General features: G+C 62.1%; 19 protein-coding genes and 3 pseudogenes. 12 read left to right on the plus strand and 10 right to left on the minus strand.

The features are described from left to right. Nucleotides 1-78: 78 nt before the first annotated feature. The 4 genes from MUN23_RS11315 to speB are packed head-to-tail and all read right to left on the minus strand — an operon-like array spanning nucleotide 79 to nucleotide 5,385. Nucleotides 79-1,374, minus strand: coding sequence for a D-arabinono-1,4-lactone oxidase (locus tag MUN23_RS11315; RefSeq protein ID WP_248763894.1), 1,296 nt, complete (start codon nucleotides 1,372-1,374; stop codon nucleotides 79-81). Between the two features lie 28 nt (nucleotides 1,375-1,402). Next, nucleotides 1,403-2,920: an aminobutyraldehyde dehydrogenase gene (locus MUN23_RS11320; RefSeq protein ID WP_248763895.1), complete on the minus strand. Its 1,518-nt coding sequence runs from the start codon at nucleotides 2,918-2,920 to the stop codon at nucleotides 1,403-1,405. A 12-nt stretch (nucleotides 2,921-2,932) separates the two neighbouring features. After that, on the minus strand, nucleotides 2,933-4,384 hold the full coding sequence (locus MUN23_RS11325; protein ID WP_248763896.1) for a cytosine permease: 1,452 nt from the start codon (nucleotides 4,382-4,384) through the stop codon (nucleotides 2,933-2,935). Further along, the gene (gene speB, locus MUN23_RS11330; protein ID WP_248763897.1) at nucleotides 4,381-5,385 is read right to left on the minus strand and encodes an agmatinase; all 1,005 of its coding nucleotides are present in this window, start codon (nucleotides 5,383-5,385) and stop codon (nucleotides 4,381-4,383) included. The genes MUN23_RS11325 and speB overlap by 4 nt, the downstream gene beginning before the upstream one ends. A 235-nt stretch (nucleotides 5,386-5,620) precedes the next feature. Here speB and MUN23_RS11335 point away from each other — a divergent pair, with 235 nt between their 5' ends. The 8 genes and pseudogenes from MUN23_RS11335 to MUN23_RS11365 form a co-directional block, all read left to right on the plus strand. Then, on the plus strand, nucleotides 5,621-7,114 hold the full coding sequence (locus MUN23_RS11335; RefSeq protein ID WP_248763898.1) for a PucR family transcriptional regulator: 1,494 nt from the start codon (nucleotides 5,621-5,623) through the stop codon (nucleotides 7,112-7,114). A 54-nt stretch (nucleotides 7,115-7,168) separates the two neighbouring features. After that, a complete protein-coding gene (locus tag MUN23_RS11340; protein WP_256468741.1) occupies nucleotides 7,169-7,462 on the plus strand; it encodes a BTAD domain-containing putative transcriptional regulator in 294 nt (97 codons plus the stop codon). A 48-nt stretch (nucleotides 7,463-7,510) separates the two neighbouring features. Further along, nucleotides 7,511-8,023, plus strand: coding sequence for a hypothetical protein (locus MUN23_RS11345; RefSeq protein WP_248763900.1), 513 nt, complete (start codon nucleotides 7,511-7,513; stop codon nucleotides 8,021-8,023). A gap of 350 nt (nucleotides 8,024-8,373) precedes the next feature. After that, a pseudogene (locus MUN23_RS23650) lies at nucleotides 8,374-8,481 on the plus strand (SDR family NAD(P)-dependent oxidoreductase); the annotation flags it as partial. Nucleotides 8,482-8,511: 30 nt separating this feature from the next. Then, entirely contained in the window at nucleotides 8,512-8,748 is a 237-nt protein-coding gene (locus tag MUN23_RS11350) for a hypothetical protein (protein ID WP_248763901.1), read from the plus strand. Nucleotides 8,749-8,825: 77 nt separating this feature from the next. Then, nucleotides 8,826-10,070 (plus strand): IS21 family transposase, encoded by a 1,245-nt coding sequence (gene istA / locus MUN23_RS11355; protein ID WP_248761487.1) that lies wholly within the window; start codon nucleotides 8,826-8,828, stop codon nucleotides 10,068-10,070. Then, complete coding sequence (gene istB, locus MUN23_RS11360) at nucleotides 10,067-10,825, plus strand: IS21-like element helper ATPase IstB (RefSeq protein ID WP_248760326.1); 759 nt, start codon at nucleotides 10,067-10,069, stop codon at nucleotides 10,823-10,825. The genes istA and istB overlap by 4 nt, the downstream gene beginning before the upstream one ends. 65 nt (nucleotides 10,826-10,890) lie before the next feature. After that, nucleotides 10,891-11,485: pseudogene (locus tag MUN23_RS11365) on the plus strand (hypothetical protein); the annotation flags it as partial. Here MUN23_RS11365 and MUN23_RS11370 read toward each other — a convergent pair. The 5 genes from MUN23_RS11370 to MUN23_RS11390 form a co-directional block, all read right to left on the minus strand. Beyond that, on the minus strand, nucleotides 11,452-12,870 hold the full coding sequence (locus MUN23_RS11370; protein ID WP_248763902.1) for a phosphotransferase: 1,419 nt from the start codon (nucleotides 12,868-12,870) through the stop codon (nucleotides 11,452-11,454). The pseudogene MUN23_RS11365 and the gene MUN23_RS11370 overlap by 34 nt on opposite strands. Continuing rightward, a complete protein-coding gene (locus tag MUN23_RS11375) occupies nucleotides 12,851-13,696 on the minus strand; it encodes a HAMP domain-containing sensor histidine kinase (protein WP_248763903.1) in 846 nt (281 codons plus the stop codon). The genes MUN23_RS11370 and MUN23_RS11375 overlap by 20 nt, the downstream gene beginning before the upstream one ends. A gap of 55 nt (nucleotides 13,697-13,751) precedes the next feature. Continuing rightward, nucleotides 13,752-15,617, minus strand: a complete 1,866-nt coding sequence (locus tag MUN23_RS11380) for an AAA family ATPase (protein ID WP_248763904.1) — start codon at nucleotides 15,615-15,617, stop codon at nucleotides 13,752-13,754. A 164-nt stretch (nucleotides 15,618-15,781) separates the two neighbouring features. Beyond that, nucleotides 15,782-16,537, minus strand: a complete 756-nt coding sequence (locus MUN23_RS11385; protein WP_248763905.1) for a hypothetical protein — start codon at nucleotides 16,535-16,537, stop codon at nucleotides 15,782-15,784. 474 nt (nucleotides 16,538-17,011) lie between these two features. Beyond that, nucleotides 17,012-21,166 (minus strand): helix-turn-helix domain-containing protein, encoded by a 4,155-nt coding sequence (locus MUN23_RS11390; protein ID WP_248763906.1) that lies wholly within the window; start codon nucleotides 21,164-21,166, stop codon nucleotides 17,012-17,014. Nucleotides 21,167-21,429: 263 nt separating this feature from the next. On the opposite strand from MUN23_RS11390, the pseudogene MUN23_RS11395 reads away from it, so the two are divergent. Next, nucleotides 21,430-21,555, plus strand: a pseudogene (locus tag MUN23_RS11395) (short-chain dehydrogenase); the annotation flags it as partial. 57 nt (nucleotides 21,556-21,612) lie between these two features. On the opposite strand, the gene MUN23_RS11400 reads toward MUN23_RS11395, so the two are convergent. Then, nucleotides 21,613-22,869 carry a D-arabinono-1,4-lactone oxidase gene (locus MUN23_RS11400; protein WP_248763908.1) on the minus strand — a complete coding sequence of 419 codons (1,257 nt, stop codon included), beginning with the start codon at nucleotides 22,867-22,869 and terminating at the stop codon, nucleotides 21,613-21,615. Nucleotides 22,870-23,047: 178 nt separating this feature from the next. On the opposite strand from MUN23_RS11400, the gene MUN23_RS11405 reads away from it, so the two are divergent. The 3 genes from MUN23_RS11405 (at nucleotide 23,048) to MUN23_RS11415 (ending at nucleotide 26,570) form a co-directional block, all read left to right on the plus strand. After that, nucleotides 23,048-24,049, plus strand: coding sequence for a LacI family DNA-binding transcriptional regulator (locus MUN23_RS11405; protein WP_248763909.1), 1,002 nt, complete (start codon nucleotides 23,048-23,050; stop codon nucleotides 24,047-24,049). 205 nt (nucleotides 24,050-24,254) lie between these two features. Then, on the plus strand, nucleotides 24,255-25,586 hold the full coding sequence (locus tag MUN23_RS11410; RefSeq protein ID WP_248763910.1) for an extracellular solute-binding protein: 1,332 nt from the start codon (nucleotides 24,255-24,257) through the stop codon (nucleotides 25,584-25,586). 27 nt (nucleotides 25,587-25,613) lie between these two features. Beyond that, nucleotides 25,614-26,570: a carbohydrate ABC transporter permease gene (locus MUN23_RS11415; protein WP_248763911.1), complete on the plus strand. Its 957-nt coding sequence runs from the start codon at nucleotides 25,614-25,616 to the stop codon at nucleotides 26,568-26,570.

Here is a 26,570-nt window from a genome sequence, read left to right on the forward strand (position 1 = left end):
GTTCCTCGTCAAAATCGGAGGCCGGTAAGTAAGTATGCCCCGGAGCAAGGCTCGAGGGCATACTCCGGGATTGCTGATTTAGCCTACGAGGGCGCGGGTGTGGTCGTTGAGGAACATTCCACGAGGATCGAACTCGCGGCGTACTTGGATGAAAGTGTCCAGCTCCGGGTAGAGGCGTTCCAAGCGGCTCCTGGTCATGAAGTGGATTTTCCCCCAGTGCGCACGTGGCTCGAATTCCTGCAGTGCCGCATCGGCATCCCGGAAGAACTGCCAGTAGTCTGTCCCGGGCTCGGTGGTCAGAGTAATAACGGTGCTGTCGCGCCCCTGAAACTGGGACATGTAGCCTTCATCGGCTTTCACCCAACGGACCTCCACCGGGTATTTCTGCCCGGGATGCTTGGTGCGGATCAGGTCCTGGATGACCTCCACGGCGGCCAGGCCGTCCTCGCTGCGAACGAAGTACTCGAGTTCGTGGAACTGCGTGGTGAAGCCGCCCGGATAAATGCGGTACGAACGGTCCAGCCGGGCGCCTTCGATGCCTGAAATCTCGCTCTCGTCCTGGATCTGCGCAACGTTGTACCGCTTGGTGTAGCTGCGGTCCGCCATGCTCTGGCCCGGCGAACCCGGAAGGTCCAGGAGCTCGCAGGAATCGTCGCCCGGGCACCACAGGAAAGAGTAGTGCCTGTTTGAGTCGATGTCCGTCTGCCAGGTTGCCGCTGTCTCGGCCCACGTGGGATACGTGATCTGTTCCTGCAGGTAGTAGCTGTCCTCGACGGCCAACTCGACTTCCAGGAAGATCCCGAGCGTGCCGAGTGCGACCTGGGCAGCCCGGAGTTCGCGGAGCTGCCCCTCGCCGATTTCGACAATCTCGCCGTAGCCGTTGATCAGCTTCACCCATCGCAGCTTGGACGAGAAGCTGCCCAGGTCCTTTCCGGAGCCATGCGTGCTGGTCGCCAGCGCCCCGGCGATCTGCTGCTTGTCAATGTCGCCCTGATTGCTGAGTGCCAGGCCCTGCTCCCACAACGCATCCCCGAAGGCATTGATGGTGGTGCCGGCAAGGGCCCTGGCGCGACGCCGGACCTTGTCAGTCCCGGTGATCGCCGAGAGGCCGGACATGTCCATCAGGACGCCGCCTGTCTGAACCAGCGGCGAGGACGAGTGGCCCGAGCCGACCGCCCGCACAGGCAGGCCTTCCCGGATGGCGAACCGGACGGCGTCGAGCGCTTCCTGTTCGGTCCGCGGCCGGACGGTGAAGGCCGGCGTAGCGCTCTGGTTCCCGCCCCAGTTGGTCCACGTGACGTCCGTGCCGAAGGGAGCGGATGGGGTTGCCGCCCGAGCCGGGGACCCGGCGCGGGGAAGGTTCGTGGCGGTCATGGCTGAGCTCCGTCGCTTGTTTGAACGCTCATGCGCCGTGGTTGATCATGACGTGCTTGGTGCGGGAGTAATCATCCAGGGCGTAGAGCGAGAGGTCGCGGCCGTAGCCGGATCCCTTGAACCCGCCCCACGGTACCTCGCAGGCCAGCACGAGGTGGGCATTGACCCAGACCGTGCCGAAATCGAGCTGCTTGGGAATCTTCAGCGAGAGGCTGGAGTCCTTTGTCCATATTGAAGCGGACAGTCCGTAAGGGCTTTCGTTCGCGCGGGTGATGGCTTCTTCAGTGGAACTGAAAGTCTCGACCGTGACTACGGGACCAAAGATTTCGTGGGTGGCTATGTGGGCTCCGGCGGGTACGTTGCTGATCACCGTAGGTTCGATGAAGTAGCCGGGGCCCTCCAAGGCCGAACCGCCGATGGCGATGTTCAGGCCAGCGGCCTTGGCCTCGGCCAGTGATTCCTTGACCCGCTCGAAGTGCGGGCGCGAGATCATCGGACCGATTTCCACGTCGTCCCCTGCTTCCGGGGCGCCAACCACCAGCGTGCCGACTTCGCGGACCAGGTGTTCGGTGAACTCCTCGGCTACCGAGTCGTGGACGAGCACGCGGCATGCAGCGCCGCAGTCCTGGCCGGCATTCCAGAAGCCGGCATTGCGGACGCCGGCGGCGGCCGCGCGGAGGTCGGCGTCGGGGAAGACCACCACGGGGGCCTTGCCGCCGAGTTCCAGGTGGACCCGCTTGACGGACTTTGCTGCGGTTTCCGCTACGGCTTGGCCGCTGACGACGCTGCCGGTCAAGGCGACGAGGGCGATGTCAGGGTGTTCGGAAAGCCGCTGTCCCACGGTCCGACCCTGTCCCGTGACGACGTTGAGGATTCCGTCCGGGATGTGTCCGGCCACGAGTTCTGCCAGCTTCAGCGTGGACAGCGGGGTCTGCTCGGACGGCTTGAGGACGATGCTGTTTCCAGCAGCCAGGATGGGGGCGATCTTCCACGCGGCCATGAGCAGCGGGTAGTTCCAGGGCGTGATGACCCCGACGACGCCCACGGGCTCGCGGAGGATCACCGAGGTGTGGCCGGTGGCGTAGTCCCCGCCGGCCATGGACGTCAGGGTGCGGGAAGCTCCGGCCATGAACCGGAACGTGTCGATGGTGCTGGTGACGTCATCTTCGGCCACTGCACGCGGCTTGCCGGTGTTGGCGGACTCGATGACCTCAAAGGCCTCCCTGTTCTCCTCAATGATGTTGGCGATCAGGTTCAGGACATCCGCGCGTTCCTTCGGCGTGGTGGCGCCCCAGGACTTCTGGGCCGCGACGGCGGCTTCGACGGCGACGTCGACGTCAGCTGCAGTGCCGGCCTGGACGGACGCGATGACCTGTTCAGTGGTGGGGTCCACCACGTCGATGAGCTCGGTGGAGGAACCCGGAACAAACGTCCCGTTAATAAAGTGTCCGGTGGGCGGCAGCACGCTGGCGGGCGTGCGCTCAGGGGAGCTGTTGCCAGAGGTGGAGCGTCGGACGGTGAACTGGTTTGTGTCTGTGAATGTCATGATGTTTCGCTTTCAGATGAGGTCGGTTGCGAGAAGAGGGGCCTGAAAGGGGGCGGCGTCCGGCTTCTTTCGGAACAGGCGTGCCGCAAAGTAGTAGAGCGGGGCAACAACCACAAGGCCGACGATCCAGGAGATGTCCACGCCGCCCATCGCTGCGGCCAGGGGGCCTGTGTAGATCGCCGTGGCGGAGAAGGGAACCTGGATCAGGGCGCCCGCTATGTACGAGCCGATGGCGACCCAATTGAACCGTCCGTACACTCCGCCGTCGCGCTTGAAGAAGTCTTCAACCTTGTAGTCGCCGTGCCGGAGTAGGTAGTAGTCCACCAGGTTGATGGCGGTCCAGGGAACCAGCACGTACATCAGGAAGGAGAGGAAGTTCGTATAGAAGAGGATGAAGTTGTCGCGTGCGAACAGTGCGATCAGCAGGGCGAGTGCGAAGAGGACAACCGCCGCTATGCTCCGGGTCTTGGCGTGGGGCAACCAGTTCGGCTTGAACGTCTGCCCGATGGTGAGGCTGCACAGGACGCCACAGTAAAGATTCATGGCGTTCGACGCCGCGACACCCAGGCAGAAGATTCCGATGATTATGAGCGTCCAGGGCCCCAGCAACGCGCCCAAACTGCCGACGATCTCGACGTTGCCGGCTTCGGCGCTCATACTCACCGCCAGTGTTCCCACCAGTGCGCCCAGGATCATCGGGAACAGCGTCCCCAGGACGCAGCCCGAATAGGACGCCCAGAACGCCGGGGCCGAGCCCGTGCCTTTGGGCATGTAGCGGGAGTAGTCCGAGACATACGGGGCGTAAGCAAGCTGCCAGAGGGCGGATACGGAGATGGTTCCCATGAAGCCAACCCAGTTGAAGTTGCCCTGCTCCAGGAAGTTGGCCGGAAGGCCGCCCACCAGCAGGATCCAGACGAAGGCCAGCAGCAATGCCAGGCCAGCCGCAACGCTCAGGATGCGTGCATAGGCGTGAATGAGCCGGTAGCCGAAAATCGTGGCGATGACACTGATGACGCCGATGATGATGATGCCGGCGTCAACGCTGATGCCGGGGCTGACTGCGGCCATCGCTTCGCCGCCAAAGACGAGGTTGGCTGCGAAGAATCCGACGTACATAATCACCACGATCACCACGATCAGCAGTGCCCCGAACGAACCGAACTGGCCGCGGGTCTGGATCATTTGCGCCACACCCAGTTGCGGGCCCTGGGCGGAATGCAGCGCCATGAAGATGCCGCCAACAACGTTTCCAATGATGATGCCCACGAGGGCGGGCACAAAGCCGAGGCCGAACACCGTGGTGGCGAGTCCGCCGGTCACGATGGTCATGATCATGATGTTGGAGCCGAACCAGATGGTGAAGAGGTCGCGGGCCTTTCCGTGGCGTTCGTTCGCCGGGATGGGCTGGATGGTCTTGTCCTCAAGCCGGGGCACTTCGGTGGTGGGAGTGGTACGGGTGCTCATGATGCGTTCCAGGAGGCTGCTTGCAGTTCACGGACGGTGTTCGTTTCGGCCTTGCTGCGGTTCACCATCAGGGCGAGCAGGTCGAAGACGAGGGTGGCCGCTGCGACTGTGGTGATGTCTGCGTGGTCGTAGGCCGGAGCGACCTCGACGACGTCGGCGCCCACAATGTTGATGCCGTTCAGTCCGCGGAGCAGTGCCAGGAGTTCGCGGGAGTGGAGCCCGCCCATTTCAGGGGTGCCGGTGCCCGGCGCGTAGGCCGGGTCCAGGACGTCGATGTCGATGGAGACGTAGACCGGGGTGTCGCCGAGCCGCTCCTTGACCTGCGCGATGGCTGCCGGGACGCCGATGACGTCCAGGTCCGAGCAGCGGATGATCTGGAAGCCGAATTCGTGGTCGCGGAGGAAGTCGTTGCGGTCATAGACCGGCCCGCGGATGCCGACGTGCATGGACTTGTCTTCCACCAGGAGGCCTTCCTCGAATGCCCGCCGGAAGATGGTTCCGTGGGTGACCGGCTGGTCGAAGTAGGTGTCCCACGTGTCCAGGTGCGCGTCGAAGTGCAGCAGGGCCACGGGTCCGTGGACCGTGTTCAAAGCCCTCAGCATGGGGAGGGCGATGGTGTGGTCGCCACCGATCGAGATGAGCCTCTTGTCCGCACTGATCAGGGGCAGTGCCTGCTCCTCGATTTCGCGGACTGCCCGTGTGATGTCGTAAGGCGTGCAGGCGATGTCGCCGGCGTCAACAACCTGGGCTTCGTAGACCGGCTCGACGTCGAGCTCGGGGTGGTATCCGGGGCGCAGGAGCCGGGAGGCCTCTCGGACTGCGGCAGGACCGAAACGGGCGCCGGGCCGGAAGGAGGTGCCGCCGTCGAACGGTACCCCGACGATCGCAATGTCGTAGTCCGGAACGCGGTCAATTTGGGGAAGCCTGGCGAACGTGCCGAGGCCTGCATACCGGGGGACTTTTGTTGCGTCGACGGGGCCGATGGGCTTGTGCGTTGTCATGCGGGGATCCTTCGATTGCGGTGCTGCCGGGCGGTGACGCCGGCGGCGTTTCGGTGGAGGTGTGGGTCGCTCGCCGTTGAGCGGGAATGTTGAGCGGGAAGTACGTAATCCAATTCTTGGTGACGCGCATCACGGCGTATAGCGGTAGATTGACTACAAATGGCAGAGGCTCTTGTACATATGTCTAAGAGTCTCTTGGCGGTCCGGAAAACCAAGGAGCAGGGAGCGCAATTCCATGGCGATTACCGTGGCCGAGCTCGTGGCGGAACCCCAGCTGGGACTCACGCTGCTGGCCGGATCCGCAGGCAGCGGCAACCGGATCACGTGGGCCCACACGTCTGACTTGCCCAGGCTGTGGGAATGGGTCACTGGTGGCGAGCTGATGATGACCAACGGCCTGTCCATCCCGGCCGAAGCTCCCGGGCAGGTTGCGCTCGCCGAGGCCTTGGTGGACGCGGGCGCCAGTGCGCTGGCCATCGGAGAGAAGATGCATGCGCCGGAGCTGTTGCCAGAGTTCCTGGCGGCTTGTGAGAGGCTGCCGCTGCCGCTGATCAACGTGCCCTATCCGCTGCCTTTCATCGCCATCGCGCGAACGGTGGCTGAATCCTCCCTGTTGGAGGAATCGCGGCGCCTGCGCCAGACCGCCCGGATTTACGACCTGCTCCGCACTGCTGGAACATCCGAGGACCACTTGCAGGGCCTTCTTCTGGGCCTCACGGCTGAGCTCGATGCAGATCTGTTCGTCGTGGACCGGCGCTGCCTTCATCCGTGGCATCCGGACGGCCGGCCGCTGCCGGATTTCCTGCAGGCGGAATTGGCCCCGCTGACCGGGCGAATATCCCTCGCCGGGAAGAAGTTCCAGTGGCATCGGCTTCGGGACAGGCACGTGTTGATGATGGATATCCCCACGCACGCCAATGCGCTCCTGGTGGTGCTGCCCAACAGCGATCCGCACCCGGACGCCGTCGTGCTTCTGCATGCGGCAACGGTGCTGGGGCTGGAACTTTCACGAAATGTCCTGTCCCTGGAAAGCCGACACCGCCTGGCGAGCGAATTCCTGCTGCAAGCGGTCGACGGTCGCCTGGGAACGGCGGAACTGGAGAGCCGGCTCACGGCTTTTGATGTTCCGGCGCAGGATTTCGTGGTGGTTTCGATATCGGCCGACGACGGCGAGCGGCTGGCGGACGTCCACGTCGAACTGTGGCGCCACGGCTTTCCGGCCGCTTGCCTGCGGCGCTTCAACACACTTCACGTGGCGGTGTCCGCGTCGGTGACCGCCGATATCCTGATCCACTGCGCGGGCCCCGAGGTCCGGATCGGCATCAGCTCGCCGACGTCTGCGCCCGGGATCCAGCGTGCATTGCAGGAGTCGCTGTGGGCGCTCGGCTCGGCCAAGGGCAATGCCATGAAGCTGGCCCGGTACGCCGAGGGTGCCTCGTGGCTGGGGCTCACGAGTTTCGAGGAAGGGACCGCGTTGGTAGAGCGGCTGCTGGGTCCGATCTTCGCGTACGAACAGAGCCAGGAAGGCGACCTCATCGTGACTCTGCGGACCTACCTGGACACCCAAAGGTCATGGCAGAAGACAGCGGCGGCACTGTTCGCCCACCGGCAAACCGTCATCTACAGAATCCGAAAAATCAGCGAATTGACGGGCCTGGACATGACCGAAACATCCACGTTGGCTCAGCTTTGGTTTGCGCTTCAAATCCATGAGGCCATGCATAAGTAGGCCGCTCAGCCTGCCGAGAACCGCCGCGATCGGCTACGCGCGCTGTAACTGCGTTTGCTCAAGGCCGCGGCTCGGTGGGACGACGTGGTCAAGGCCGACCCAACGGACGAGGAAGCCCACCGAGCGATCATGGTTAGTGCGCTCGACGCGGGCGATCGCCAGGGCGCGATCCGCCAATTAGAGCGACTCTTTCGGCGGTTGCGTGCCGACTTGGGCGTCGGCCCAGGGGCGGCGACCGTCGCGGTCTACGAGGAGGCCATCGCCCAGGACAGCCGACGCGTGGAGAATCGCACGCGGGTCACGTTGGCGCGAGCACTCATCGCCCTCAACAGTGGCGACCTCGTCTAAGCCACGTCAAACGCACGGCGTGCGCGCGAGCTGGCTATGGAAGCGGACTTGGGCCGAGAGATCGGCGAGGCCAGCGCAGTGTTGGCGATCGCGGCGAACATGCAGGACCGTTGGCCCGAAGTGTTCGAGGCCGAGTTCGTTGTTCGCCTATACGGGGTGCTCGCTGAGGCAGCCAGCTCTCCGGCGCAAGCGGTCCGCATCATTGAGCGAGCCGACGCCGCGCTGGCCGGAAGGAGCGTCTGTCCGCCGTGCTCTATGGGTTATCAAGTCGCCGCAGCGACGCATTACGCACTGGCAGGGAAGCTGGACGCCGCCCGCCGCCGGCTCGCCAACGCCGAGCAGCTCGCAGGCATGTGGCCTGGCGGACCGTGGCACGCCGCCCTCTGGGAAGCACGAGCCGTCCTGCGCCGCGCAGAGGGTCACGATGATCAGGCCATCGCCCTGCTTCGGGAGGCGGCAGCTAGTTTTGCCGAGCTCGGAAGGCGCCAAGACGAGCACCGCTGCCTAGCCCGAGCAGCACAAAGATCGCCCATGACGACCGAAAAGTCTTTGGCTGGCTAGTTCCTGAGGGGCTTCGCTCCGCGCTGGGGGTCGGAAATTTGCGGTTCCGTTGCGTGCTGCATTCCTGTGGCACCGGGGTGGGTTCGGAGCAGACTGGTGAGTGTGTTTCGGTCAACCCCGATGACTCGATGGTGCCGGTGAGCCTGCCGGCCAGTTTGGTGGTGAGGGCACAGCTGTATTGTCCGCACCTTCAAGAAGATGCGCAGGAGTCATGTTCTGTCTGGACGCCCTGAGGGCGCGACGGGAGCGCAGTCTTCCCTTGGCTGAGTCCCCGCCGGGTCGCGGACCTTGTCAACATCAGTTCGATCGCTGGCCGCGTCGCCTGGAACGGGTAAGGCGTCTACAACCTCACCAAGTTCGGCGTTAACGGCTTCACAGAGTCCCTCCGCCAGGAAGTCACCCAGCGCCACGTCCGCGTCGGCGTCCTGGAGCCCGGCGGCGTCGATACCGAGCTGGGCTCACACAACACCGCCAAGGTCCGCGGCGAAATGATCGACCCCTTCTACGAGCAGAGAGAGGTCCTCGCCCCGGAGGACATCGCCGACGGCGTCGCCTACATGGTCACCCGGCCCCGGCACGCCTCCATCGCAGAGCTCTGGATCATGCCCACAGACCAGGCCTCAGTGGAGGCGCGGGACCAGGCGGCCCACCGCGGACTGCCTTGCTCCCTCGGGTCCGGGGACGACAATGCTGGTCAATATGATGATGAGGTTCTACGAGCTTGATGCGGGCGGTGTTAACGCCAGCCGAAAATAGGGCCAGGAACGCCAACTGAAAATAGGGCCACCGACCATTATGGAAGGTGATCAATTTGGATGATTGGGCGGAGATACGCCACCTGTTCTCGACAGGCAAGCACTCGAAGCGGGAGATCGGCAGGATCGTGGGGGTTTCCCGCGGAACGGTGGACCGGGCGCTGGAGTCGGACCGGGCACCGAAGTATCAGCGGGCATCCGGGGTATCGAGTTTTGATGCGTTTGCTCCCAGGGTGCGGGAGCTTTTGGTGAAGACGCCGACGATGCCGGCCGCGACGCTGGCGGAGCGGGTGGGCTGGTCAGGTTCCGCGTCGTTGTTCCGGGCCAAGGTCGCCGCGATCCGGCCGGAATACGCCCCGCCGGACCCGGCCGACCGTTTGGTCCACGAGCCGGGGTTCCAGGTCCAGTGCGATCTTTGGTTCCCGCACGAGCCGCTGCCGGTCGGTGCGGGCCAGTCCGACACGCCGCCGGTGCTGGTGATGACCTCGGCGTTCTCGGGATTCATCCAGGCACGGATGCTGCCGTCGCGGACGACGCCGGATCTTTTGGGCGGAATGTGGACGCTGCTGCAGGACGCGCAGGCGGTCCCCTCGCGGCTCTTGTGGGACAACGAGTCCGGCATCGGCAGGCGCCGGCCCACGGAGCCCGTGGCCGCGTTCGCAGGCTCCCTGGGGTTGGAGATCAAGCTGCTTCCGCCGCGGGACCCGGAGTCCAAGGGCATGGTCGAGCGGATGAACAGGTTCTTCCGGCAACGCTTCATGCCGGGCCGGGACTTCCGCTCACCAGCGGACTTCAACGGCCAGCTGGAGGACTGGCTACCCAAGGCCAATCACCGGTATTCGCGGTCCCGCCACGGCCGCCCGGACGAGCTGATCGTCCTGGACCGGGAAAGGATGCGGGAACTGCCGCCGGTGAGCCCGGAGTCGGTGTTCCGGAACGCGGTGCGCCTGCCGCGGGATTACTACGTGCGGGTGTTCTCCAACGACTATTCCGTGGACCCTTCATTCATTGGGCGGATCGTGGATATCGTCGCTGATCTGGACACCGTGTGGGTCACGCACGAGGGTGTCATCATTGCCACGCACGTCCGTGCTTGGGCCCGGCATCTTGTAGTGACCGATCCGGTCCATGTGGCCCGCGCTGCGGTGATGCGCCGGGACTTCCGGACCCAAAGAGTCCACCGCCCCGAACCCGAAGAAGCGGTCCAGGTGCGGGATCTGGCCGCCTACGACGAGATCTTCGGCATCGACCTCGGCCCGCAGCCGGATCTGGTCCTGGAGGTGGCCTCATGACCGGGACTCCGTCACAGATCGAGTACTACGCCCGGGCCCTGCGCGCACCGCGGATCAGCGATGGGTTCCGCCGGCTCGGGGACCAGGCCCGGGACGCCGGCTGGTCCCATGAGGAGTACCTGGCCGCGGTCCTCTCCCGGGAAGTCTCCGAACGTGAAGCTTCGGGAGCGGCGACACGGATCAAGGCCGCACGGTTCCCGGCCCACAAGGACCTCAAGGAGTTCAACTTCGATCACCAGCCCTCCGCGGACCGGAACCTCATCGCGCACCTGGGCACCGGGGTGTTCCTCTCCGAAGCCAAAAACGTGGTCCTCCTCGGGCCACCCGGCACCGGCAAAACCCACCTCGCGGTCGGCATCGGCATCAAGGCAGCCAAGGCCGGGCACCGGGTCCTCTTCGACTCCGCCACTGGCTGGGTCGCCCGGCTCCAGGAGGCCCACTCCCGCGGGAAACTCGCCCAGGAACTGGTCAAACTCCGCCGCTACAGTCTCCTGGTGGTCGACGAAGTCGGCTATATCCCGTTCGATCAGGACGCGGCGAACCTGTTCTTCCAGCTCGTCTCGAGCCGCTACGAACACGCGTCCATGATTCTGACGTCGAACCTCCCGTTCGCCCGCTGGGGCGACGTCTTCGGAGACCTGACCATCGCCTCGGCCATGATCGACCGGATCGTCCACCACGCCGAGGTCATCAGCCTCAAAGGCAACAGCTACCGGCTCAAGAAACACCAACCCGCCGCCAGTACGGCACAATAGAACCACAACCCCGTGGCCCCGTTTTCAATTGGCACTAATGGCCCTATTTTCGGTTGGCGTTAACAGGGCGGATAACGCTCGACGGCGTGGACGTCACCTCAGTCTCCAAGCGTGAGCTGCCCTCGCGGCTGGTTGCAGGATACGTGGCTGTTCGGCGGGATCATTCGGGACAACAACGAGTAGCGGCTGGCCTACTGCTACCGAGGAAGAGATCCTGGAGGCGGCGCGGGCGACGTACGTTGACCGGTCGGTGTACTCCTTGCCGGAGGGTTCGGACACGTTGCTGGAGGATGAAGGGTCCAACGTATCCGCCAGCGGGAGCAGCTGCTGCTGACAATTGCGCCGGCGTTCCTGGCCCGGCCTTCGGTGCTGATCCTGGAAGAGGCGACTTCTTCAGTGGACACCCGGACCGAGGTGCTAGTGCAGAAGGCGATGCGGGCCTTGAGGTCCGACCGTACGAGCTTCGTGATCGCGCACCGCCTGTCCACCATCCGTGACGCCGACCTCATCTTGGTGATGGAGGCTGTGCAGATCGTGGAGCAGGGGACGCATGCTTCGCTGCTGGCCGCGGGCGGGGCGTTTGCGCGGCTGTACGAGGCGCAGTGCGCCGCGCCTGTGGCGGAGGTTTATAGAGGCGCGCTCGTTGACATCGCAGCATAGGCAGACTGTGCGATCGCCTGGGTAATGCCTTTGTCGACGTCGGGATATTTGAACTGACGCATGGCGTGAGCGTATGCAGAAGCAAATACTGCGTTCGCGCAGTCCTGTTCCATTGACCACGCTCTGCACTCGCGAATGAATAGTTCAAATGGCGACCCCTCAACGAAAATGTCCAAATCCGCCCAGGATTCCCACTTTGCGTTGGCGAACCAGTCTGTTGACCGCGCGGGCCCGGCCTTATGAAATATGATGCTGAGCTCTAACGTAACAGGGTCCAGGGGAGCGACATTCAAGCCTAGATCTCCGAAGTCTATGAGAATAGGCCTCCCCTCGGCAGTTACGAGAATGTTCTCGCCATGGAGATCCCCGTGACAAACACTTGTCTTCATTTCAACGGTGCGGGACTCGTTGCACACTAGGGCACGACCACTGAAGGTCAGCGCTTCCGCCAGCTTCTCATCCGTGATGCGACGTCTTCGGAGGTCTGCCAAGGACATCAAAGCTGGCTCGCTGGCATGGATCCATGGCCGTGTCGCCTCCTTCAATGCCTTCACGGCTTCAGCAGCCACGGCAGGGTTCTGCGTTAGCAGGTGGAATAGTGAAACGCATCCATCGGCGAGGCTAGAGAGAAGCGCTGCTTGACCTCGTAGTCCTGCGGTAATGGGGGAAAGCGCCGGTGCGAAAAATCCGGTCTGAAGACGGTTAGGGACAAATTCTTCGAAGTTCGTGCGTTCATTTACTGCATCTTGAAAGGCCACAACTTTCATAAAGATGTTTGCCTTGCCGCCCTGCGGCGACGAAAGTTCCACTCGCCCGAGCGGTGCGCCCGATAAGCCGCCAGCAATAGTATGGATGACAGCATTGGACATATTGATTTGGTGTGCATATGTCTTTACGGCGCGCAAGAACATTTCATCGGATGCATCTCCGGCCAAGAGCTCGGAGGAGCTCTCGACTGTTTTCAACGCTTGGGCGAGTGTACTCACGAGATCTTCAAACTCGTCCATATCGCCTTTCTCAACCAGCTGCACCATCGGGTAATCCTTCAAACCGTAGATTTGTTTCGTACCACCGCTCGACAGTTGAGTACGAGTGTTGCGCTTAGTGGCAAAAGCTGTAAGGAAGACGATAGGCGTTCCTGGGCATGAGTCCCGAGCCGCCGCATGGACTGCAAGCCCGTGGCGCTCGTCCACGTCGGCGCTTGAGTTGGACGGAGGGATGCGGAGATCGCAAACGATCAGGTCAAACCCTTCACCGTCCATCGCGTCCAGTGCATCGTCTCGAGACGTGGCAATCTGCACAGATGAGCTCGGGGCAGCTCGTTCGAAAAGTTCTAATGCTTGGCGAGCACCTCTGTCTTCGTCTTCAATCAGCAGAATCTTCATAAGTTCCCTCTTCTCCAGCTGGTAACGGCCAGCGAATCTCGCACGACGTCCCACCTCGTTTTCGCGGCGTAAGCCGGATCGTGCCGCCCAGGGAGTGGATTGCACGTTGGGCTATTGTCAGTCCCCATCCGAAGTGTAAGTCTCTGGATTTCTTGCTGACTCCTGGTTCCCAGACGCGTTCGGTTGCCTCCGGTAGGCCAACGCCCTCGTCTAGAACAGCCACCCAGGCGTGAGTATCATTCACGCCGCAATTGATCACAACTTGATTTTGTGACTCTTCGCTCGCTTCGACAGCATTGCGGATGGCATTCTGAAGTGCCAATCGCAAAAGTCCTGGGTCACCTTTGGTCGAGACAGGGTCGGCCCGTGAGGCAACGGCCTGTTTCTTTGTGAAGCCGCCAGCATGGATTTCTTCCAGGACTAAACTTACTAAATCAAATTCAATGTAACGAGGAGCCGCCGCTGCTTCATTTAAGCGGTGAATAGTTGTGAGGAAACTTTTAAGGCGTTCAATTCTTTTGAACGCTAGGGAATCCTCAAAAGACGCCCCCAGTGATAATTTAACCGCACTTCTTATATCGCTCACAAGCGGCCGAATCTCATGCAAGATTACTTGGGTTACGGATTGAATTGCCTCAGCTTTGGCGTCCTCCAACTCCTCGCTGGGGACCGAAATCCATGCCTCACCGACATCGAGGCCGCCGTTGGCATGCTCCCATTTTGCAATCGCCCGTTCGAGAGCAACTCTTACCCAAGAGTCAGGTTCGCTGTCCCTAATGCGCCTCAACCGGGACAGAGAGGGCTGGGTATCCGCTTCGGCAAGCATTCGGGCGCCCCTTAGGCGCTCAAGAGACTTTCCTGATAACAGGAGGAAAAACGGATCAACGACCCCCAACTTCAACGGTCCCTTCACGGTCGTAGAACGCCGCCCTCGCAGCGAACGCCACTACGCCACCCTCCATGATGCGCGACACAGCTGATACAATTTCGCTCTCCGCCAAAGAGCCTTGGTGAGAAACGAACCCCTTCTCACCATCGGAATCCATCACAATTACCCAATCGGCCCCGCCCAAGACTGGAATGTTCGCGTTATGAGAAGTGAGAATGAACTGATCGCCAACTTCCCGACGGCGTAGGGCTGTCACCAGCGTGGACGCAATGAACGCGTTGTCCAGATGATCCTCTGGTTGGTCCAGCACCAAGGGGTCTCCATGATGGCCAAGTAGAACCGGCAGGACTGCGGTGCAGCGTTGCCCAATTGAGAGTCGATCGCTCGACTTATACTCGAGCCCGTCAAGCAGATCGAGCCCCACGCCGTCGTCTATCACAGCCGTGATCACCTCGGCGGCACCTTGATTCTGCAGGCCAAGGATTATGGCGCCGGCGCGTTCCGGAGTAATGCCTAGGGCTGTACTGAGCGCGGCTGTGTTCTTGGTTTCCACCCAGCTAACCAGTTCCTGGGGTGAGACCTCCCGAGCAAGCTTGGGAGCAATCGAGTTGTAGTGGAGGCCGCTGCCTCGCAGTGCAGCGATAATCGCCGCCCTATACTGCTCGATGTTTTCTGACTTAGTCACACGGACTCTGACCACCGGTGACAGACTTTGATTCAGCTTGTCCGCTATCGCGGTTCTCTCGCTGTGTATTTGCTCCCTGAATTCATCCAGTTCCTCGTAAAGTGAATCTCGCTCGCGTGTGACAGATCGGAGCCGTTCGAGACGCTCTTCCAGCAAACCCTGGACCGCCTGGAGTTGCCCGCTGCGTTCCTCAAGTTCTGCGACCAAGCGGGTTGTCTGGCCGATGCCTGCTTGTGCCGACTCCAAAATTTGCCGTATCTTGCGACTTTCTTGATCGACGGTGCCTTTCGATATCGACGTCTGAGCAGATGCCTTGGCGATGCCTACGGCGATAGATGAAATTTTTTGTGCAACGGCTTCAAGTAGCGAAGCAATGTCGCTGAGCGCCGGGCGGTACTCAGCTAGTGCATCCGCCCCTGCATACTCGGGCCATCGCTGCAGGAGCGAAGGAACGTTGGCCCGTAAGCGGTCCAGATCGAGTGCGAATTTGGCAGACTGCGCGCTGTCTTGAGCCAACACTGACTCTTGGGCAGCGAGCGATTGACCGGAGGACTGGAGGGACTTGAGTAGGTCCTGCTGCTCTTTCGAAGTTCGCGAAGCCTCGAGCAACTGCTGCTGGTGAAGCTTTGCGTCAGTCAATTCGGACGTAACGGCCGAAATGCCCGCAACTTCCTCCCCTAGTGCACGGATGTCTGTTTGCAGGGCAGCGAGTTCCACGGTAAGACTAGTCAATTTAGCCCGGACATGTTCCATTTTCTGAAAAGTAAATTCCCGATCAGTACGGAACCGGTCTATAAGGTGTAGGCGCCCGGACGCCTGCGCTCCGACTGCCTCGATCTCGTTCTGGGCGAGGACTGTACAAGCGACATCACTCAATACTCCTGTAGTAGAAGTATGTCCGGAAGCAGATCGCGTGATCAGGTAGTTGGCGTCGCCGTCCTTAATGGTCAGTGTCACGGCACCGCCCTCCAAGATGGCAACAGCTTGCTGGTTGCCTCTCAGTCCTGCGTCTTCTGTGAATGAGCCTGCGCCGAGACAAAACCGAATGAGCTCCACAATTGACGTTTTCCCCGTCCCTCGTGCGCCAATGATCACGTTAAGACCTTCATTAAATTTCAAGTTCAAGCCAGAGAGGAAGCCTTCGGTCTCAACTTGTAGCCGTTCAATGTACACCGCACGCTCCTTTATATTGTGTGCTGTTTTATCTTGCCACGGGCGACCGGAGTGTTGGTCGAGAACCACCTGGGATTGATAAACGTACAACTCCCACGGTGTGTTCGTTTCAGATGATCCTGACGACCGTAAATTCGATTTGCCACAGTTGGACAACCGAATTCTTAGTCTGAATACTTGTCGCCTATCTCATCAACGGACGGTCGACGAGGAGGCTCAGGAGAGATCGTGGTTGTAACCTCCCACTTTTTGCCCGCAGCTTGATCAATGTGCCAGAGTACGACGGCAATCGTGTCGTGATGCGCCGCGGAAAGTGGCATAACCGGCCGCAATTCCCGAAGGTGAGCGGCAAAGAGCTTCAAATCAATCGTGTGCCAGGCGCCCGGGTGTGTTGCTCCCTCGAACGCTTCCTCTGGGGGCCTTCCCCGGGTATCAAAGAGCAACCAAAGTACATCGTCAGGGTCGCAAAGACGTATACCATCTTTCTCCGACCACCACTTGCGTGAACGGTAGAGGTCGCTTTGGCACATCCGAACTCCCGCCTTGGGAAGATCCCCGAAGTATTCATCAGAGATGGCGGCAGCCACCGGACCGGACAGGGGTGGAAGTGCGAACGCGGTGGACCTTAGTGGCCAATTGGTGGCCGCATTAGCCTTCACCTCGACAAACGCCAAGACATCTGCGATCCCGTCTTCATCATCCGGTGCCACCAATGCCAAGTCAGAGCCCGGCGCTCGGCGGGGCAACCAGGCTTGACTTCCATGACGCTCGACCCGTTCCCGAAACTTCCGAACTCGAGGATCCGCGTCGTCGTTTGGGAGTTGATGATGCAGGGCTTTCATGGCAGTCTGCACCGGCCCGGCACCGGCAAACAGATCCCACAATGATGCTGTCAGCCCTGCTTCGAGGAGAAAAGTCATACCGATACATTCGCACGAACCCTTGCAACCGGACCTCCCGACACAAGCTGCGTTGAAAGGTTGTCGGCACACGCGTGCCGGACGACCACGTTGAGTGACTGGCGGTTCTTACCTGAATGCAAAGGAGGAACGGTTTTGGGTGGGCGTTCTGCGTCTCGGGAGATCCACCACGACGGCTACCGGGTTGCGGGGATTGAGAGCGCCAAAGCCTTTCGTGCTTGCACGGATGCTGCGACTGGTCCTGTCGAGCTGGAGCACGATTGCCACGTTCGTAGAAGTTCTACGAACGACCCGCCCGCCGACTGATCTCCATACCATGCGCTGGAACGCTCGCCACGAGAATCATCCGCGAACCATTTCACGCATGCGCCTCGGTGCGCACGTCGTTTCGGCTCCGGGCAGCAGACGCATGAACCCATTGCTGGAAGCCGAGTCACGTTGCGCGAGAAGACCAGCAGGTTGATCGCTCCACGTTTAGCCGTCGTCACTCATTCTCTCGGCTTCGGAGTCATGGCGACGAGCGTCGTGTTGATAGCTGTCTGCGATGCCGCGAAGCACGCGGGCACTTCGCGGCCATCGAGTGGAAATCTTCGTCGCCATCTCACGGTACTTCTTCTCGATTTCGCGCTCCTGATCACCCCCAGCAAAGACACCTCGGGTTGTAATCCCACGTTTATTCGTCTTACCGATATGCAGCCCAGCGTCGAGGCGTGCGTTGCCGATGTTCTCGATTATCTCTCGGACCGGTTCCGCGGGCCAGACGCCATCGGTGCCGACGGGGCTCGATGCGAGGACTTGTCCGATCTGTTCGTCGCCGATTGCAGCCCGCCTGCTGTCGGAGAGGGCAAGACGGGCGCCTCGCACCCAATCGTTCAGGTGAGCGCCATCGATAGTGCCGTCTTCGGCGACGCCTGGAAGGGTATGCCAGTTGCGAAGAACGCTGTAGGACCGATGAGCGAACGCTTTCTCCTGAGCAGTGGGCGACCGTTTGGGTTCGTCATCGCCACGGTAGAGGGCTTTGATCATGCTTATGAAGTCGCTTGGATCCGTTCCCAGCGCCCGGTAGAGCGCCGCAGAGGGCTGGTGATCATGCAGCAGTTCAAAGAACATGAACTCATACCCTGGAAGGTCCTTGTCGTCGTGAAAGTGCTGCTCCATGTATTTCAGGACATTGCCGACGTAGTAGCCACTCATGGTGGTGTCGTGGATGGGGCCAGGCGCATTACGGAGCGCGTTAAGGACCAGCTTGACGAGGCGGACGCCCGGTTCCTTGCTGTCACGAAGCATGTCACTAAGGAGCCCCACGGCTCCCCATGGGCGATCGTGCTCGACGAGCAGACTAATGGCTTCTGCTCGCTCATCGGCGGTGGCGTAACGATGTTGCGCGCGCTCCCAATATGCTGCTTCGAGATCCTTTCCGAGAGTGGCGATCTCGGTCCAATATCGCTTCGCGAACGGCACGGCTGCCATGAGTGTTTCCTGTGATGACGCTTCCCCTAACGCAGGGCTGGCAAGCGCAGCATTGAGCCAAGAAAAGCCTTCGATGTTGATCTTGTCGCTGGCTAAGGTCAAAGCGGCTTGTCGCAGGTTTTGTTCCTGAGAGCTGAGCCAACCGAGGATCGCGTCTTCCGGTGCGTCGCTCCTTGTCGAGAGCATGCGACCAATGTCGTGCGGAGTTTTCACCTCAACTGTCAGCGCGGCCAACGCGTCCGCACCGAGCGCGAGGACCTCTTCGAGGGCTTCGTTTCGTAAACGAGCAAGTTCGACGTCGTACCCCTCTTCTCCCCACTTGAAGTTGGGAATGCGTGGCCGCCAGTCAAAGAGATTCGAGAATCGGCGGGCATCCTGGGCAGGTTTTATGTCATCGGCGACAGAGCGAAGCAGGGCCACATCGTCGGCGGGCATGGCCCACTCGGCGTCGGCATACTCTTCGTGATTGTCTGCCTCGCCGGTCAACGCCTCCCACATCGCATACTGCTCTTCCTCCGTCCAAGTGTGGGCGTCGACGGCTTCACGAAGCTTCTTGATAACTACCCGCCGCTCATCGGTAGGAAGCTTATCGATCTTCGGAAGCAGTTCCAGCCACCGTTCCGTGACTGTGCCGGCGACGGCCACAGCCATGGCAACAAGCGTGTGGACGAAGCGACCCCAGTCCGCGTAGGTCACTGATTGCCTCGCTGGACTCCAGTCGCGATGCGTAGGGGAGTGAGGGGGAAAGGCAGTCGCGTAGTTGTCGGGCCACACTCCCATAATGAGCTTCCAGCCAACGCCAGGTTCGCGCTGAAGGATCCGTTCGACTACCGCGAGTTTGTCGTCGATGGTGGCCCCGCTTTGAGGAAGCCAGCCCGTGACCACCGCCTGAAGGCTCTCGATCGGGCGGTTGCTGAGCCGTCCACCTGGGTCGATCGAGGACAGCTGACCGAGGAGCATCGCTGAGCGACCAAAATAGTTGGGCGACCAGCAAAGTGTTTCGATTGCCCACAAAAGACTCGGGTGAGGCGATGACGGACCGAACATGACGTCCTGCGCCTGATCCTTAAACATCGTGCGGAGGACAGGGCTCGGTTGCTCAAGGTCAAGCTCGACTGCGTCCAGAAAGACCTCAGGAGATGCTTCTGCCAGGGCTGGCAGAGAGCCCGCGAGCCGTGCCCAGGTCTCGCCGGATGCGTCGGCGTTTGCAGTGGCAAGCAACCTGTGGACGATTTTATCGACTCGGCTTTGCATATGGAGACCCGACGGAAGTTCGACATCGCTCGCAGCCGAAAGCGCCAGGCCGTCCGCGACCCCCTTCTTCAGTGTCTCCGAATAGAGCGGTGTCGTGCCCTGAGCACTCGCTGTCAATCGGGTAACGGTGTCCATGCCTTGGTAGGGGTCAGCTTCGAGCAGCACATCCACCACCACCTCACCCCAACGCGCCAAGTCGCTGGCCGTCAGCGTAGGCAGAAGCAGCAATGCCGCCTCTGCCGGAGATGTCAGCCTCCATGTACCTCCCGAGCGGACAAAAGGGGCATCGCTACGGCTGGCGAGGCTCCTAAGGAGTCGCTCGATATCCTCCCGTGATCGCCCAGTCAACTTCTCCAAAGCGAGGAGATCACCTTCATGCTCTGACCACGATCCGGCCAAAACAAGGGGCGCGAGAATGCCAGCATGCTCAGGCATGGCGACCCAGTCCGGCTTGCGGAATCGTGGCTCGAGTGCGATAGAACGGATGAGCGCAGCCATGCTGCGACGCGCGAGAGCTACCATCGCTTCCGCCTTGTCCGAGTCGGGAACCGTTGCCTTCAAGGCATCGCGGGCGGCAACGCGGTCGATCTTTCGAAGCTCGATTCCCTTCCCACCGCGAACGACGTCGTCGGGCTCGGCGATCAGGACGACACGGTGTCCACCCTTTACCGCCGCCGCGAGGTCGGGCTCGCCCTCAAACTGCGGAACAAGAATGAGGGGAACGGTAGACTCGACCAACCGTTGCCACGCTGCTCCGTCAGTAACCACGATGGTGCGGTAGAGAAGCTCCTCATGCGTCTCCAATGCAGAGAAAATGAGCGCCAAGGCGTCGTCCTGCCAATGAGCAATCAGCGTCACAATCGAATCGGTCTGCGCTGCGCCCGTCAGGGCGGCACGCAGTTCATCCGTCGCGCCTGAACGCCCGGCGGCGAAGAAGCTCGGCGGCAGAGGAATCGTGGTGCGCCCCTGGAACGAGTTCCACCGCCGTTCGATTGTCTGCGCGTCGCGAGGCCGGTATCCGAGGCGTTCGGAGATCCAATAGTGCACGGAAGGAGACGCCTGAAGCCAACCTTCTAGGAGGTGCGCATCGATGGCCTTAACGTCGGCGAACTTCGTTTCGGCCGAACGGTCAGATGCCCATCCCTTCGCTCCTGCCCAGTTGCGGGGCGTCGCGAACACGAAGACCGACCCAGCGTCATTGGGGAGTGACAGCACGCGCTTGTCGAAGTCGCTCTGTGCCTTGCCCTTCGAGTTGGCCTCGGTTCCGAACTCGAACCGCAGCTCGCCGGACGGGAGATACGTGCTTCCGGCGGATGTGGCCGTGCCATCCCACCCGGGCGCCGCACCGCCTTCGTGTGAGCGCATATCGACGTTCGTGATGCCGGGTGTCACTGCCAGAAGCCGACGGATCAGTTCCGGGAAGGCCCCCTTGGCATCGTCACGCGCTGCCCAGCTGTCCAGCTCAGTGGCACTGATAAGTTCAGGTCCGTCGGTCCGAAGGGCGGGAGCTACTGATGAGGCGTTTTCGCCGCGCTTCTTGAGAAGGCGCTCGACTTCTTCGAGGGCGAAACGATGCTGCGAAGATCCGGGGAGACGGGCTGACACCAACGTGCCTCCCCTCACCCAGTTCCTGACGGTATTCTCATGCACGTTGAGCAACTTGGCGGTCTCGCGCACGTTCAAGAACGGCTTACGCTCAACTTCATTATTCATACCAACAACATAACACATTGTGGACTTTGTGGACTTTGACATCCAGGCCTCGCCCCATTCAGAGCCGTGGACACCGACGACACGATAAGTGAGTCCGCAAGCTTTGGAGCCAGCGACGACCGTAAAATCCGAGTTCGCCCCGTTCGGGCACGAATAGGACGTGTTGCCAAGGTCGTTGGTGAGCCATTTCAAGGGTGGATCGAGGCATCCGGAGGTTTCTTGACGTCTCAGTAGTAGTAGTGCCTTTTAACTCTAGGGATACGACGCGCCTCACCGTCTGAACGACCACGACGAGGGAAGTGCTCTAATTTTCTCGGAATCGTGTGGGTTCGTCCGCGGCCTGCGGTTCCTTCCGCGACGATGCTTCTTTCGCGGGCCTGTGCCCGCAGCGGTCCATGGACTCTTTTGAGGCTCTCAGCTCCCAGTTCGCGGCCGAACGCCCCGGTCCGCTGATGCAGGCCACAGTCCCCACGCCCGCCACCGCTGCGCAGCTCGCCGCCTCCATCACCTTCCTGCTCAGTGACGGCACCAACTTCAACGGCGCTATCCTAGTCTCCGGCGGCGGCTGGTCGGCGCTGTAGGCGAGCGGCACCCAATGCGAACGGACGACGGCGGGAGGTCCCGCCGTCGTCCGCCTCCTAGCGGGAGCTCACCGCCGGGACGCCGAGGATGCTGTCCAGCAGCCCGTTGCGGAATTTTCCGTCCGGATCGTGCGCCGATGCCATCGAACGGAAGTCCGCCAAGCGGGGGTAGAGGGACTCCCAGTCGTGACCGCCTGGCGTGAAAAGCTTGCCCCAGTGCGGCCTGGCCCCGAACGGCCGCAGCAGGTCCTCGAGCTGCGGAAGAACGGCTTCCACGTGCGGCTGCAGCGGCTTCCAGGTGAAGTGCAGCGCGACGCTCTGCTGCCGGTAGAAGGGGCTGAGCCAGAATTCGTCCGCGGCGCCGGTCCGGATTTCGGAGACAAACAGCAGGGGCGCAAGTTTGTCCGCCAGGCTCCGCACTGCCTGGATCGCAGCAGGTGCCTGCTCCAGCGGCAGGATGAATTCGCTCTGCAGTTCCTCACCGTTGCTGGGCGTGAACTCGTGGCGGAAGTGCGGCAGCCGGTCCAGCCATGGCCCGGGCTTATCCATCTGGACTGTGCAGTTCTCGGCCGACATCACCGGCAGCGGGTGCCGCGGGCCGGTGGCTGCCGTGGCGCCGAACAGTTCACTGAGCGGAGGCTCAGAGTCCAGCGCCTTGAGCCAGACCTGGCTGATGCTATCGCCCACGTAATCGGTGAAAAGACTCACGCTGTAGGCGCTGGACACCAGCTGCGTGAAATCCGCCAGCGCCCGGTCCCACGGCAGGTTTTCCAACACACGCTGGCGCATGCTGAAGCTCGGCCGGACGGCAAGCTGGAGGCCGGTGACGATGCCCAGAGCGCCCAGGCCCACCACGCTGCCCAGGAACTCCTCGCCGTCCGCGCGGGACAGCGATACCTGCTCGCCGGAGGCCCGCACCAGGTCAAAGCCCTCCACCGCCCCGGCCAGGGAGGGGTTGTTCACACCGGACCCATGGGTGCCCGTCTGGACTGCCCCGGCCACGGAAATGTGGGGGAGCGACGCCAGATTGTGGATGGCCAGGCCGGACTGCTGCAGCGTACGGCACAGGGCGCCGTAGCTCACTCCGCCGCTGACGCGGACGCTCTGCCGGTCCGCGTCCAGTTCGATGTGCTGCGGCAGGGCATCCAGCAGCACGTGCACGCCGTCGGTGTCCCCGATGCGGTTGAAGGAGTGCCGCGATCCCAGGGCCTTGACCCGGCTGGAACGCGCCACCACCTGGGCGAGCTCAGCCACCGACTCCGGGCGCAAGGCGTCCGCTGATGAGTAGTTGAGATTTCCTGCCCAGTTCTTCATGTGCTCGGCTTTCGGGTGAAGGTACGTTTCGCTCCAACAACTGTGAGCGCTAACAATTTCCCTGTCAAGACGCTTCCGCCGCCTCTCGCCGAGGAGGGCGGTAACATCGTCAGCAGGTCATCCGCAGCGGCATTCACTGGCCGCCGGCTTTGTCCCAAAAGGCTTTGAAAGGGGAGCAGTGCGCGCAACGGTCAAAGATGTCGCGCGTCATGCCGGCGTTTCGCCCAAGACTGTCTCGAACGTCATGAACGGCGTCATTCCGGTCAGCGGCGCCACCAGGACCAGGGTGGAGCAGGCCATTCTCGAACTGGATTACGTGCCCAACCTCTCCGCCCGCGGACTGCGCAACGGGAGGTCCGGCGTGATTGCGCTGGCCCTGCCTGATCTTGGCACGCCGTACTCGGCAGAAATTGCCCACCACATCGTGGAAGTGGCGCACGAGCAGGGCTGGATCGTGCAGATCGAGGAAACCGGCTCCGATCCCCAGCGCGAGCACGAACTCATGGTGCGCGCCCGCTCCAACCTCATCGACGGGCTGATCCTCAACCCTGTGGTGCTGGACGAGAGCGCCGTCCAGGTGGGCGTTGCCCTTCCGCCCGTGGTCCTGCTCGGCGAGGTCACACAAAGCCTCGCCGACCGCGTCTTCGTGGACAGCTTCGCTGCCGCCCGCGACATGACCCTCTCCTTGGCGCAGTCCGGGCGCCGGCGGATCGCCGTCCTGGGAACCACCGAAGACCGGGGATCGGCCGCGGCGATCCAGCGAACCCGGGGCTATGAAGAGGCGTTGGAGATCCTTGGCATCGAACGGGACGAGGCACTGCTGATTCCCTGTGAGAAGTGGACGCCGCAGACTGCCGCCGATGCGCTCACGGCCTACCTCGACTCCCATCCGCTGCCCGAGGCACTGTTCTGCTTCACGGATTCCATGGCCATCGGCGCCCTGAGTGTGCTGTGGAAGCGGGGCCTGCGCATCCCGGAGGACATTGCGGTGGCGGGTTTCGATGACATCGCCGACGGCCGCTACGCGGTTCCGTCGCTGACCACGGTCTCCTTCGACAAGCGTGCCATTGCCAGCGAAGCCCTGCGCCTGCTGACGGAGCGGATGGCCGACAGGGGCCACGAGCAGCGCGTGGTTTCCGTGGACTACACCATCGTGGAGCGGGACAGCAGCCGCTCCTGAAGCGACAGCAGCCGCACCTGAAACGAGAGCGGCCCACCAGATTGTTGGCGCTAACAATTTTCTCTTGCCCTGTCCATTACATCGATGTAATGTGAGGCGTGCGTCACCCCCTGAAGGCATCGGCCCGGGGACGGGGACGCACCGGAACCGGAGTTTTGAGCTACAAGAAGTGACCTTTCCGCGGACCCATCCAAAGGAGTGACGGGTGAAGCAGTTTGAATTTTTCGGGAAGCAAGTATCCCGACGGCAGTTATTGACAGGAACGGCAGCCTTAGGCAGCGTCCTGGTAGCAGGCGGCCTGACCGGCTGCGGTGGAAACGCCCAGGCCTCTGGCCTGAGGGACATCGGGTTCTGGCACCTGCTGTCCGGCGGGGACGGCATCAAGATGCAGGCCATGATCAACAGCGCCAACCAGGCCAACCCCGGCTTCAAGGTGCAGCCCACGGTCCTGGCCTGGGGCCCGCCGTACTACACCAAACTAGCGATGGCATCGGCCGGCGGGCGGCCGCCGGAAGTGGCGATCATGCATGCCAGCCGGGTTCCCGGATACGCCCCCGGCGGGCTCATTGACCCCTGGGACCTGGACCTGCTGGCCGAGCACGGCGTCACCGGGGACAACTTTGCGCCGCGCATCTGGGAGAAGAGCCAGCAGAACGGCAAGGTCTTCTCCATCGCCCTGGATTCGCACCCGTTCGTCATGTTCTACAACACGGACATCGCCGGCAAGGCCGGCGTCCTCGGGAGCAACGGACAACTGCAGGAAGTAACGTCCCCGCAGGAGTTCATCGCCATGGCCAGGGAAATGCAGAAGGTCACTCAGGCCCATGGTCTGTCCTTCGGCTACCTCGGCAGCGGCTCCCAGATGTGGCGCTTGTTCTACACGCTCTACAAGCAGCACGGCGCGGACATTGAACTGATCCCCGGCCAGCCGATGAAAGTGGACCGCGACGCCGCGATTGAGTCCCTGGAATTCATGGCATCGCTCTTTGACGACACCATCGCCGCCAAGGCCGGCGACATCAGCACAGGCATCGCGGAGTTCGCCCGCGGCGGCTCGGGAATGCTGTTCAGCGGAGTGTGGGAACTGCCCACACTCAAGAAAGCCGGACTTCCGGTGGACGCAGCCACCATTCCCACGCTGTACGGAACGCCGGCAGCCTATGCAGACTCGCACTCGTTCGTCCTGCCGCGGCAGCTGAATGTGGATGACGCGAAGCGGCGGGACGTCTACAAGTTCGTCAGCGATGTGCTCAAAGGATCCATCTCCTGGGCGGAAGCCGGCCACATTCCGGCCTACCAGCCTGTGGTCCAGTCGCAGGCCTACCGCGACCTCACACCGCAGATCCACTACGCCAACGCAGCGGACATCATCGCCTACGATCCCGAAGCCTGGTTCACCGGCTCGGGCTCGGACTGGCAGACCTACTTCGCGGAGAACGTCCAGAACGTGCTCCTGGGCCGCGACAAGGCAGCCGCAGGGTGGGACGCCTTTGAACGCCGCACCAACACCCTTCTTTCCCGGCCCAACCCGGTCTAACCGCACCGAGCGACAAAGGAGTCCTTCATGAGTTCTTCACTAGCGTCCCGGCGCAGCACCGGCCAGCCGGACATCGCCACGGCGACCCAACCCCAACAAACGCGCCGCCCCTCACAGAGCCGGACCAGGAGCAACCTGAGCGGCTGGGGATTCGCCACCCCGTTCCTGGTCTTCTTCCTGGTCTTCCTGGTGTGGCCGATTCTCTACGGCATCTACATGAGCCTGACGGGCAAGTCCCTCACCGGCGCCAACGACAGCCTGATCGGCTTCGCGAACTACGCCGAGGCACTGGCCGACGCTGACATGTGGCGCTCGCTGGGAAACACGTTCTACTTCACCGTCATCAGCACCGTCCCGCTGGTCCTCGTGGCCCTGGTGATGGCGGCCCTACTGAACGTCGGGCTGCCTGCCCAGTGGCTGTGGCGGCTTTCCTACTTTGCCCCGTACCTGCTCGCCTCCACCGTGGTCTCGCTGTTCTTCACCTGGATGTACAACCCGCAGCTTGGCCTGTTCAATGACTTCCTGTCCAAGCTGGGCCTCCCCAAAGTCGCCTGGCTCAACGATCCCAACGTGGCCATGTGGGCGATCGTCATCGCCACGCTGTGGTGGACCGTGGGGTTCAATTTCCTGCTGTACCTGGCCGCGATGCAGAACATCCCGGCACAGCACTACGAGGCAGCGTCCCTGGACGGCGCCGGAGCCTGGCGGCAGTTCTTCTCCATCACCCTGCCGCAGCTGACCCCCACCACGGTGATGATCGTGCTCCTGCAGATCCTCGCGTCCATGAAGATCTTCGATCAGGTGTACCAGATGACCGCCGGCGGGCCCGGAGGATCAACCCGCCCGGTGGTGCAGTACATCTTTGAAACCGGCTTCACCGGCTACCGGCTGGGGTACTCCGCAGCCATCTCCTACATTTTCTTCGGACTGATCGTGCTCGTTTCGGTCATGCAGTTCGCCGTCACCCGCCGCAGGAGTGCATAA

It is taken from the genome of Pseudarthrobacter sp. SSS035 (genome assembly GCF_023273875.1).
Lineage (GTDB): Bacteria > Actinomycetota > Actinomycetes > Actinomycetales > Micrococcaceae > Arthrobacter.